General features: G+C 69.9%; 10 protein-coding genes. 6 read left to right on the plus strand and 4 right to left on the minus strand.

The annotated features are described in order from the left end of the window. Window positions 1-7: 7 nt before the first annotated feature. A complete protein-coding gene (locus ABH927_RS13110) occupies window positions 8-601 on the minus strand; it encodes a cysteine hydrolase family protein (RefSeq protein WP_370021252.1) in 594 nt (197 codons plus the stop codon). Next, window positions 598-2,106, minus strand: a complete 1,509-nt coding sequence (locus tag ABH927_RS13115) for a cytosine permease (protein ID WP_370021254.1) — start codon at window positions 2,104-2,106, stop codon at window positions 598-600. The genes ABH927_RS13110 and ABH927_RS13115 overlap by 4 nt, the downstream gene beginning before the upstream one ends. 385 nt (window positions 2,107-2,491) lie before the next feature. Here ABH927_RS13115 and ABH927_RS13120 point away from each other — a divergent pair, with 385 nt between their 5' ends. Further along, window positions 2,492-2,806 (plus strand): hypothetical protein, encoded by a 315-nt coding sequence (locus ABH927_RS13120; RefSeq protein WP_370021256.1) that lies wholly within the window; start codon window positions 2,492-2,494, stop codon window positions 2,804-2,806. Window positions 2,807-2,870: 64 nt separating this feature from the next. Here the strand turns inward: ABH927_RS13120 and ABH927_RS13125 are convergent, their stop codons facing one another. Beyond that, the gene (locus ABH927_RS13125; RefSeq protein ID WP_370021258.1) at window positions 2,871-4,124 is read right to left on the minus strand and encodes a monooxygenase; all 1,254 of its coding nucleotides are present in this window, start codon (window positions 4,122-4,124) and stop codon (window positions 2,871-2,873) included. Window positions 4,125-4,312: 188 nt separating this feature from the next. Here ABH927_RS13125 and ABH927_RS13130 point away from each other — a divergent pair, with 188 nt between their 5' ends. Beyond that, window positions 4,313-4,720 (plus strand): hypothetical protein, encoded by a 408-nt coding sequence (locus tag ABH927_RS13130; RefSeq protein WP_370021260.1) that lies wholly within the window; start codon window positions 4,313-4,315, stop codon window positions 4,718-4,720. A 166-nt stretch (window positions 4,721-4,886) separates the two neighbouring features. After that, complete coding sequence (locus ABH927_RS13135) at window positions 4,887-6,569, plus strand: DEAD/DEAH box helicase (RefSeq protein WP_370021262.1); 1,683 nt, start codon at window positions 4,887-4,889, stop codon at window positions 6,567-6,569. A 65-nt stretch (window positions 6,570-6,634) separates the two neighbouring features. On the opposite strand, the gene ABH927_RS13140 is transcribed toward ABH927_RS13135, so the two are convergent. Then, complete coding sequence (locus ABH927_RS13140) at window positions 6,635-7,387, minus strand: DUF305 domain-containing protein (protein ID WP_370021264.1); 753 nt, start codon at window positions 7,385-7,387, stop codon at window positions 6,635-6,637. 311 nt (window positions 7,388-7,698) lie between these two features. Here ABH927_RS13140 and ABH927_RS13145 point away from each other — a divergent pair, with 311 nt between their 5' ends. From ABH927_RS13145 to ABH927_RS13155, 3 genes are all read left to right on the plus strand, one after another. After that, window positions 7,699-9,033: an LVIVD repeat-containing protein gene (locus ABH927_RS13145; protein ID WP_370021272.1), complete on the plus strand. Its 1,335-nt coding sequence runs from the start codon at window positions 7,699-7,701 to the stop codon at window positions 9,031-9,033. A gap of 351 nt (window positions 9,034-9,384) precedes the next feature. Then, window positions 9,385-9,921, plus strand: a complete 537-nt coding sequence (locus ABH927_RS13150; RefSeq protein ID WP_370021266.1) for a hypothetical protein — start codon at window positions 9,385-9,387, stop codon at window positions 9,919-9,921. A 25-nt stretch (window positions 9,922-9,946) separates the two neighbouring features. Continuing rightward, on the plus strand, window positions 9,947-10,761 hold an 815-nt coding region (locus tag ABH927_RS13155), incomplete at its 3' end, for a DUF222 domain-containing protein (RefSeq protein WP_407072829.1).

Raw genomic sequence — 10,761 nt, forward strand, 5'->3', positions numbered from 1 at the left:
AGGTTTATTACCTGGTGAGTGGAGTCCCTTGGCTCCTGAGGACATCGGCCACGGTGACGACCCGGACGAGCGGGCCGTACAACGCGAGGACGTCCAGCGCCTGCCGGTGGCTGACGTCGGTCATGCCCGCGCAGGCGTCGGCGACGACCTGGACCTCGACTCCGGCGTCCGCCGCCGCCACGGCGGTCGACAGCACGCAGCAGTCCGTCGACACGCCGGCCAGGACGAGCCGCCGACCGGCGCCGACGGCGGCGGCCAGCTCCGGCGTCCACTTGCCGAAGGTCGTGGCGTCCAGCGTCGGACCCGCGTCCTCGGGAAAGGCGGCGAAGTCGTCGACCAGCTCGTAGATCCTCGCCTCGGGCGGCCGCAGCGCGAACGGCCACTGCTCGTAGTAGCGCGCCCACGCGCCTTCCGGAGTGTCCGGGGCGATGAAGCGGGTGAACGTGACCCGCGAGCCGAACGCCGCGGCCAGCGTCTTGATGGGCCCGACCGTCTCGGCGAACCGGGGGGTGAACCACTTGCTGTCCGGCTCGGCGAAGACCTTCTGCATGTCGATGACGGCCAGCCACGGCATGCCGTACGGGCCGGTTCCGCCGGTCACGGCCGCACCGCCTGTACGGAAGGATCCGCCGGGGCCGCGCTCTCCTGGGCGCGGACCCGTGAACGGTTGAACGCCCAGGTCGCGGCGAATCCGATGACGAGCGCGAGCAGCACGCCGAGGTTGGCGAACGCCCAGGAGCCGGTCTTGCCGCCGAGCCCGAGGGGCCCGAGGAGGTAGCCCTGCCAGCCCAGCCAGCTCGCGGCCCCGTTGGTGACCAGGCCCCAGCCGACGGCCGTGCTGACGACGATGACCGCGACGGGCAGCAGCGGGACGTCGCCGTAGCGGCCCGAGGGACGGTAGAGGTCGGCCTCGTCGTAGTCCCGGCGGCGCAGCGCGAGGTCGGCCAGCATGATCCCGCACCAGGCGGCGATCGGCACGCCGAGAGTGGTCAGGAAGCCGATGAACGGGCCGAGGAAGTCGTCGGCGACGAACACGATGTAGATCGTCCCGGCGACCATGAGCACGCCGTCGACGAGGGCGGCGACGTAGCGCGGCGCCTTCAGCCCGGCGGCCAGCAGGGCCAGGCCGGAGGAGTAGATGTCGAGCACTGCCCCGCCGACCAGGCCCAGGACGGCCACGGCGGCGAAGGGGATGAGGAACCAGGTGGGCAGGACCTCCGTAAGCGCCCCGATCGGGTCCGCCGCGATCGCCTTGCTCAGCTCCGGGGAGCTGCCGGCCAGCAGCAGGCCGAACAGGAGCAGCAGGACCGGTGCCAGGGACGCCCCGAAGGTCGTCCAGCCAACGACGCCCGCGCTCGACGACCTCCGGGGCAGGTAGCGGGAGTAGTCGGCCGCCGCGTTCACCCAGCCCAGGCCGAACCCGGTCATCATGAAGACCAGGGCCCCGATGAACTCCTGCGCCGATCCGCCGTGGATCCGGGAGACCGTGTCCCAATGGACGTGGCCGGCCGCCAGCACGATGTAGACCACCGTCAGCACGCCGGTCACGACCGTGATGACCGTCTGCATGCGCATGATCAGATCGAAGCCCATGACGCCGCCCGCGACGATCAGGGCGGTCACGAGGACCAGGGCGACGACCTTGGTGGAGGTGCCGCCTCCCCAGCCGAGCCGTCCGAACACCGTCGCGGTGGCCAGCGTGGCGAGCGCGGTGAGCACCGTCTCCCAGCCCACCGTCAGGATCCAGGAGAGGGCGGACGGCAGCCGGTTGCCCCGGATGCCGAACGCCGCCCGGCTCAGCACCATGGTGGGGGCCGAGCCGCGCTTGCCGGCCACGGCGACGAAACCGCACAGCAGGAACGAGAACAGGATGCCGATGAGCCCGGCGGCGAGCGCCTGCCAGAAGGAGATCCCGAAGCCGAGGGCGAACGAGCCGTAGCTCAGGCCCAGGATCGACACGTTGGCGCCGAACCACGGCCAGAACAACTGTCTCGGTCGGCCCTTGCGATCGGTGTCGCCGATCACGTCGAGCCCGTGGGTCTCGACCTTGAGCTGCCGCCCGCCCGTGCCACCGGGTTCTTCCTGTTCGCCCTGGATGCCGGCCATGGAACCTACCTGTCTAGACGTGTTCGGCGAACGGTACGTAGCTCCCAGCAACCCGTCAAGACCGCGTCAAAGCACGCAAACCACCTAAACGCTTGGCGGGCCGTACGGCGGAGCCTCGCCCCCCGCTCGACGGGACGAGGGCAGCGGCTCCCGTCGCGCGTGTGCGGCTGCCGGGATGCGATCGGGTGAAGGCGTGAGACTGATATTGACGGGTCCGGAGCCCCGATCTACCTTTTCCTTAGGAAAGTTTCCTAAGAAAAGCCCCCGGCCGGATCGTTCCAGGAACAGGCTCACCCCACCCCAACGGACGACGAGTCTCCGCGCGTGCGAACGCCGATCCGCGGCAGGGCCTCGGTGTCCGACGGCACCCCCACAGGAGTCCTGCATGAGCGCCAGAAAATGGGTCGTCGCGGCCTTCGCCACCACACTGCTGACCACCGGGCTGGTGGTCGGTCCCGCGTCCAGCGCGTTCGCCGCGCCGACCGACTGCAGCTACCAGCTCAACACCGTCGAGCGGTGGGCCTCCAGCTACTGCTCCAGCGGCACGGGAGAGCACCGGATCCATGTGCTGCAGAAGCACTTCCTCGCGGAGGTCGGGTACATCCCCATCGAGGGCCCCTGGGTGCCCGCCGGTCAGACGTCGTGGACCTCCATCACCGCGCACACGGTCGTCAACGTCTGGATAGAGACGAGAGGCTGATCTTCGGCCGTTGATCGAATCGCCCCCGCCGCCACGTGGACCGTGGCGGCGGGGGCGACGTCGTTCAGGCCGCCGGCGCGCTCGTGGGCGACATGACGGCCAGGCCCAGGCACATCTCGTCGCTGGTCCCCTCTCCCCACACCACGTAGCGCGGGGGCAGGCCGTGCAGCGCGGGCAGCAGTTTGCGCAGCCCGGCGTCGTACGTGCAGGTCACCCTGAAGATGTCGCCCGCCTTGACCGCGACGGGCTTGGCCAGCGGATGGATGGCCTGATCGTCGAAGTTGTACGCGGGGATGTCCAGCAGGGTTCGCGCCGCCGGCGTGCCAGGGTTGAGCTCCAGCTTGATCGAACGGCCGAGCAGGTGCATGTGCCCCGCGACCGCGTAGATCGTGCCGCCCTCCTTGACCGGCAGGTCGCAGTGCTGGGTGGCCGAAGGGAACGGGGTCTTGCCCTGGTTGCAGAACTCGTTGAGCTGTTTCACGGTCTGGCCGGCCTGCTCACCGAAACGGTGGGACAGATCCCGGATCGCGGCCTCCCGGTCGCACAGCGGGCCGGACTCCTCGGCCGTGCAGGGCAGCTCGATCGGAGCCGGCAACTGCGCGGTCACCAGGGGAGTGAGATCGGTCTTTCCGTCGGTGAGGCGGAGCCGGATCCCCGACTGGTCACTGCCTCCCGGCTTTCCGCCGGTGGCCAGCAGGTTGTAGTGCACCTGAAGGATCAGCCGGCTGCCCGCCGGCATCGGGTAGCCGACCTTCTGGGTCAGCAGTGTCTCGTTGGCTCCCGGCGCCCAGTGGCCCACCCACGTGCCGCCGTCGATCCCGGCGTCGCCGAAGCAGGTCCATCCCTCGCCGGGTGTGCCGGCGTCGAGGTCGCCGGCCTTCTTCGCGTCCTCGGGGCCGACCCTGAAGATGATCGCGTGATGCACGATGGCGGTGTTCTGCGGCAGGAACTGGCTGCCCGTGAGGAACGCCCGGCTCGTCAGGCCCGGGTCGACCAGGAAACAGCGGTACTCGTCGGTTCCCCCGGAAGGAGCCTTCGGCGTGTACGGCTCGGGCAGCTTCAGGGTCACGAACCGCTCCGAGGCGCGCAGCGGGGCCGCCGGGGGCGGCGTGAACGGCTGGCCGTGCCCACCGTGCCCGCCGTGCCCACCGTGCCCGCCGTCGGCCCCGTGCGCCGCGGCCACCCCGCCCGCGCCCGCGCCCGCGCTGGAGGATGCCGCGGGATGCTCCCGGGCGGCGCACGACGCGATCAGAAAGACGGCGGCGAGAGCGACGACCGCTCCACCCAACCACCGCGCCGGCCGGACTGCGTGTTCCATGACGCCCCCTGCTCTGCTCCGACTGTCCCCGGTCTGGGCTACGCGGGGCCTTGACTTCCAGCGTCCTCCGTTCTGGCCGGTTCGCCGTCCACCAGGAGGCTGAAACGACTCCTCCGCTGGACTGAGACGCCTTCTACGCCCTGAGTGGCAGTAGCCCCGCCGACGGGATGATGAGGGATGATCGGCTCATGTCTGAGCGCAACCTGCCGAAAGCCGATGCCTGGGCCTGCCCTCACGGGGAGGACGCGCGCCGAGGCTGCGTGGCCTGTTACGAGCAGTCGGCCAATCCCGATCCGGCCCTGCCCTTCTGGGAGGTCGCCGCGTGGTTCACCACCCACCGGCCCATCCCGATCAGGACCCTGCAGGACGTTCACCATCACGGCCGCCGCTTCTCCATCGACCAGCCGTCCACCCCGCTCGTCTACGTCCTCAGCGGCCACGCGCGCGCCGGGGACGGCGCCGAGGCACTGGCGGGCGTCATCGGGTTCCTCCTGCACAATCGTCATGTGGTGGCCGACTTCACCGTCACCGAGACACGGGCGCTACGGCTCTCGGCCGCGCGGACCCTCTCCAACCACCGCGACGAACTGCGGTGACGTCCGCTCACGGGCGGCGCCTCGCCCGGGCGTGGATCGATGCCGGAGTGGCCCCCGCCGCCGCGGTGGCGTGGCCGGAGAGCGGCCCGTCCGACATGGGCACACCGCGCACGCGGGATCATAGAGTCGTGTCCCACGTGCGTGTTCGCCCCAGGAGGAGCCCGATATGGTCGTTAACGTGACCGACGAAGCGATGGGCTTCGCCGAGCTGTCGCTGCGCCCGGAGCTCCTTCGAGCCCTCTCCGGGCTCGGCTACGAGGAGCCCACCCCGATCCAGCGGGAGGCGATCCCGCCGCTGCTGGAGGGGCGTGACCTGCTCGGCCAGGCTGCGACCGGCACGGGGAAGACGGCCGCCTTCGCGCTGCCGGTCCTCCAGCGGATAGCCGCCGGCGGCGGGGGAACGGAGCCGATGGCGCTGGTCCTCGTGCCCACCCGCGAGCTTGCCGTACAGGTGTCGGAGGCCATGCACCGCTACGGGCGCGACCTGGGCGCGCGGGTGCTGCCGATCTACGGCGGGCAGCCGATCGGGCGGCAGTTGCGGGCACTGGAGCGCGGAGTGGACGTGGTGGTGGCGACGCCCGGACGCGCGCTGGACCACATCGGCCGCGGCGCGCTCTCCCTGACCGGTCTCCAGATGGTCGTCCTCGACGAGGCCGACGAGATGCTGGACATGGGCTTCGCCGACGACATCGAGGCGATCCTGCAGGAGACTCCGGAGAGCCGGCAGACGGTGCTGTTCTCGGCGACCATGCCGCCGCGCATCGACGGCATGGCCCGCAGCCATCTCAACGACCCCGTCCGCATCAAGATCGAGCGCGAGGCCGCCACCTCGGGAGAGGCCCCGCTCGTACGGCAGAGCGCCTATGTGGTCACGCGCGCCCACAAGCCGGCCGCGCTCGGCCGCGTGCTCGACGTCGAGGCGCCTACGGCGGCGATCGTCTTCTGCCGCACGCGCGACGAGGTCGACACCCTCGCGGAGACGCTCAACGGCCGGGGATACCGCGCCGAGGCGCTGCACGGCGGGATGGGCCAGGAGCAGCGCGACCGCGTGATGGCACGGCTGCGGAGCGGAACGGCCGACCTGCTGGTCGCGACCGACGTCGCGGCGCGGGGCCTCGACATCGAGCAGCTCACGCACGTCATCAACTACGACGTCCCGTCCGCGCCGGAGTCGTACGTGCACCGGATCGGGCGGGTGGGCCGGGCCGGCCGTGAGGGCGTGGCGATCACGCTGGCCGAGCCGCGGGAGCACCGGATGCTCAAGACCATCGAGCGGGTGACGAGGAGCCGCATCCATGTCGAGAAGGTGCCCACGGTCGCCGACCTGCGCGCCCGGCGGCTGGAGCTGACGCGGGCCGCCCTGCACGAGAGCATCCTGGAGGACGATCTGGAGCGCTTCCGGGTCGTCGTCGAGACGCTCACCGACGAGTTCGACGTCATGGAGGTGGCCCTCGCCGCGGTGAAGCTGGCGCACGAGTCCAGCGGGGCCGCGGCCGACGAGGAGGAGATCCCGGACGTCCCCCTGACCGCGCCCCGGGCCCGCCGGGAGCCCGGGACCTCTCAGGGACGCGAGGAGCGGCGCGGCAGCCGCGCGTCGGGGCGGGGCATGGCGCGCCTCTTCGTCGGCGCGGGCCGCAGCTCGGGGATCCGGCCGCAGGACCTGGTGGGCGCGATCGCCGGTGAGACGCGCGTCAGCGGGCGCGAGATCGGCGCGATCGAGATCGCCGACCGCTTCTCGCTCGTGGAGGTCCCCGAGGCGGCCGCCCACGAGGTCATCACGGCCCTCCGCAAGACCACCATCAAGGGCAAGAAGGCGACGGTCCGCCGCGACCGCGCCGCCGGCTCATAGGGGTTCGCCGAGTTCCTGTAGGAGTTCCTGTAGGGGTTCCTGTGTAGGGCTTCCTTCGTACGAGGTCAGCCGCTCGCCTGGATCCGGCGCATGCGGTTGACCTCGGCGGCCTGGGAGACGGAGATGTCCTGCGCCATCTCCTGGATCGTGATGTGGGATCCCTTCTCCATCTCCTCGGCGGCCATGGTGATCGCGCCCATGTGATGCGCGATCATCAGGCGGAGGTAGAGCCGGTCGAAGTCCGCCCCGACGGCGGCCCGCAGGGCGGCGAGCTCCTCGGGCGTGGCCATGCCGGGCATGTCGTGATGCGGGTCGTGATGTTGCTCGTCATGCTCTTCGTGATGCTGCTCGTGCGGGTCGGGGATCCGCTGTCCCTGCTGCCGTAGCCAGCGGGTCATCGCCGCGATTTCCGGGCTCTGAGCCCCGGCGATCCGCGCGGCCATCCGCCTGACCTCGTCCGAAGCCGCCCGCGTAGGAGCGAGAGCGCTCATCTCGAGTGCCTGACGGTGATGGACGATCATGTCCTGCACGAAGCGCACGTCCGTCGCGTTGGCGGAGGGTGCCGGTACGGCTGTCGCGGCTTCCGAGGGGCCGAGCGTCCGCGCCGTCTCGCCGGGCCTGCGGGGCGCGATCACCGGGGCGGTGGGCTCGGCGGTGGACTGGACGGTGGACTGGACGGTGGACTGGGCAGGCGTGGTCGCCGGGGCAGTGGACCGGGCGGTGGGCTTGGCCGATGCGGTCACCGGCGTGCCGGAGCAGCCCGCCAGAGCCGGCACGGCCGTACCGATCACGATGACGCCGGCGAATGCGGCGCGCACCCTTCCCGCCCTGTGGATCAGTGCCTCCTTGAAATCAGTGCTTCCCGGGGTGCCCGATTGCCCGATGTGAGGATCGCTGCGGATGCACCTTAACTCACCTCATTGACCACAGTAAACACAATCTGTTGATCTGTTTGGCGACATCCTGCACTATGGCTGACAGATTGCTGTTTAGGTGACCATCTCCGCGTATGGGTTCGCCTGGGCGGACGACCAAGGAGGGTTTCCGCGTGTTCTCCATCCCCTTCGCCATCCCCTTCTTCATGCCCCGCAGAGGCGGCCGGGCCGGCCGGTTCTCCGGCGTGGCAGCAATGGCAGGCGTGGCGGCGGTGCTGGCGTTCTCGGCGATGCCCGCCCAGGCGGCGGACATCCCCGGCGCCGATCAGATCGTCATGAGCCCGAACGTCACTCATGTGGCTAATGTCCCCAAACCGGCCGGCATCGCGGCCACGATCAACACCGACATCGCCTTCCAGGGCGACTATGCCTTCGTCGGCAACTACGGCGGTTTCTCGATCTACGACATCAGGAACCCGAAGAAGGCCGCCGTCGTCAGCTCGGTCGTCTGCCCCGGGTCCCAGATGGACATGTCGGTGTACGGCAACCTGCTGTTCGCCTCCGTGGACTCCTCGCGAAGCGACGACTCCTGCTCCAGTGTCGCCCAGCCCGCCTCGGTCAAGGAGTCGTGGGAGGGCATCCGGATCTTCGACATCAGCGACAAGACGAGCCCGAAGTACATCAAGTCGGTCGAGACCAACTGCGGTTCGCACACGCACACGCTGGTGCCGGACAGGCGGCGGCACAACGTATACCTGTACGTCTCCTCCTATCTTCCGGCGGCCAACTACCCCGACTGCCAGCCGCCGCACGACAAGATCTCGATCGTCAAGGTGCCGCTCGGCGACCCCACCGCGGCGGCCGTGGTGAACACCCCCGTGGTTTTCCCCGAGGGCGGCAACGAGACCCAGCCGGGTCTGCTGCTCCCGACAAGCGGCTGCCACGACATCACCGCGTACCCCGAGAAGGGCATCGCGGCCGGCGCCTGCATGGGCGACGGCGTGCTGTTCGACATCAGGGACCCGGAGAACCCGAAGGTCACCGGGCGGACCACCGACCCCAACTTCGCGTTCTGGCACTCCGCGACCTTCAACAACGAGGGCACAAAGGTGGTGTTCACTGACGAACTGGGCGGTGGCGGCGAGGCCACCTGCAATGAGGCCACCGGCCCGACCCGTGGCGCGGACGCCATCTACGACATCACCGGCGGCCGCCTGGTCTTCAAGAGCTACTTCAAGATCCCGCGCTACCAGGCCGACTCGGAGAACTGCGTCGCGCACAACGGCTCGCTGATCCCCGTCAAGGGCCGGGACATCATGGTCCAGGCCTGGTACCAGGGCGGCGCCTCGATCTGGGACTTCACCGACACGGCCCACCCGAGCGAGATCGGCTACTTCGAGCGCGGCCCCGCCCGGGAGGGCTTCGGCGGCTTCTGGTCGGCCTACTACTACAACGGCTACATCTACGCGAGCGACTTCCACAAGGGACTCGACATCATCAAGATCAACGATCCGCGCACGAACAGCGCCCGGAAGGTCCACCTCGACCGGCTCAACGTGCAGACCCAGGGTTCGTACGGCGAGCACTGATCGGGAGCGAGATCACCCACGTTTACGTTGACAGACAGGTAATCGAGCTATGCGGGCGAGCCGATGCCGATTACCTCGGGCTGACCTCGGCGCCGACGGTGTTCAGCCATCGGCGAGACTCCTCCAGCGGCGGCGGCCGAGTTTCGTCCGCCGAGAGGCGCACGCGGACCTCGCTCAAGGCGAGATCCGCGTGCGCGTCTGGCGGATGGACCTCAGATAGCTTTGGTAGATCTTTTTGGTCGAGCCTCTGACCTGCGCGTTTTAGTGGATCACGCTCAAGTTTTGTCGTAGGTGCTGGATAGCGTGAGGGCAGTTCTTGAGATCCGCTGGAGCCCGGGGAGGTGCCTTTCGATGGCAGGATCACCGATCGACCTGTTGGGTTCCCTTCGTATGGCGGGCGGTTCCAAGCGCGGCCTCCCCGAGATCCTCAAGGGCACTGTGCTGGACCCCGACTACGTCCCGCCGCAGCGCTCCGCCGACGGCGCGTACGGCGACGCCTGGCAGCACGAGGCATACCGTCAGTTCGTCCGGGGAGCCTCGGCCGACGATGAGTCCTCCGATGGCGCCCCTTCCGAAAGCGCTCCGTCCGACGGTGCCTCCTCCGACGGTCAGCCGGTGGGGTCGGGGGTGTTGGTGTCGGAGTTGCGGGAGATGGCGGCCCGGCTGGCGGTGGCCGGCCTTCCCGGCACCGCCGCGATGTGTCTGGTTGAGGCGGAGGAGTTGCTGTACGCGCGGGATCGGTTGACCTCGGCGATCGCCGCCCGGGTGGGCCGGGTGCACGCCGCCGGGGAGGCCAAGGGTGTCGGGTATGGCTCGACCGGGACGTGGTTGCGTGGCGCGGCGGGGATGACCGGTGCGGGGGCGGTTCGCGGCCGGGACTTTGGCTGAGGGGCCGGTCGATGTGATCACTCAGGTGACTTCCCGGCTGACCGATGAGCAGGCCGCGCTGGTGGAGCCGATTCTGGTGGACCTGGCCGATCATGCCACCCCGGCGGAGATCGCCAAGGCCGGGCGGTACCTGCGCCAGTTGCTGGATCCGGGGACGCTGGATGATGAGGCGGATGCTGATTACGCGACGCGGTTCCTGCTGGTCCGCCCCTCCTCCACGGGTGGGGTGGAAGGCGAGTTCCGGTTGCCGCGTGAGGCCGGCGCCCGGCTGCGCGAGTTTTTGACCGCCTACGCCCGCCCCAAGGGCAAGGACGACGACCGGCCGCTGCGGGTGCGGCAGGCCGACGCGCTGGCCGCGTTGTTGAGCAAGAAGGTCAGCACCGAACTCCTGGTGCTGGTCCGGGCCGAATCCCTGCCCGACGACATCACTCCCGGCGACAAGCCCACCGCCACCGCCACAGAGGCCGACCCCACCCAAGCGGCTGACCCCAGTGGTGTTCGGCCCGGCACGGCCCAGCCTGGTGACGGCTCCACCTGCTGTGCCGACGGCGCGTGCCACAGCGCGGGCGCGACCTCGGGCGCGGATCCCGCCGGGGCAGATACCGGACGTGGGACTGCGGACACGAGCCCGGACGCGGGTGCCGGTGCGGACGCTGGCGGCGCTGCGGGTCAGGGGGCGGGGGCTGCGGCGTGTGGGAGGTGTGGGCACAACCCCGACCGGCTCGCGCCCGGGCTGCTGATCGCGACCGGGCAACTGCTGCCCATCTGTGACGTGCAGCGGCTGGCCCGCACCTCCCGCCTGGTCCGCATGGTCGTGAACGCCAAAGGACAGGTCCTGAA

Source organism: Planotetraspora sp. GP83 (genome assembly GCF_041262585.1).
Lineage (GTDB): Bacteria > Actinomycetota > Actinomycetes > Streptosporangiales > Streptosporangiaceae > JAOEGB01.

Excerpts from the sequence above, each read along its gene's own strand:
- ABH927_RS13125 (WP_370021258.1), bottom strand. The coding sequence starts at position 4,124 with ATGGAACACGCAGTCCGGCCGGCGCGGTGGTTGGGTGGAGCGGTCGTC.
- ABH927_RS13135 (WP_370021262.1), top strand. The coding sequence starts at position 4,887 with ATGGTCGTTAACGTGACCGACGAAGCGATGGGCTTCGCCGAGCTGTCG.
- ABH927_RS13120 (WP_370021256.1), top strand. The coding sequence starts at position 2,492 with ATGAGCGCCAGAAAATGGGTCGTCGCGGCCTTCGCCACCACACTGCTG.
- ABH927_RS13130 (WP_370021260.1), top strand. The coding sequence starts at position 4,313 with ATGTCTGAGCGCAACCTGCCGAAAGCCGATGCCTGGGCCTGCCCTCAC.
- ABH927_RS13145 (WP_370021272.1), top strand. The coding sequence starts at position 7,699 with ATGGCAGGCGTGGCGGCGGTGCTGGCGTTCTCGGCGATGCCCGCCCAG.
- ABH927_RS13150 (WP_370021266.1), top strand. The coding sequence starts at position 9,385 with ATGGCAGGATCACCGATCGACCTGTTGGGTTCCCTTCGTATGGCGGGC.
- ABH927_RS13115 (WP_370021254.1), bottom strand. The coding sequence starts at position 2,106 with ATGGCCGGCATCCAGGGCGAACAGGAAGAACCCGGTGGCACGGGCGGG.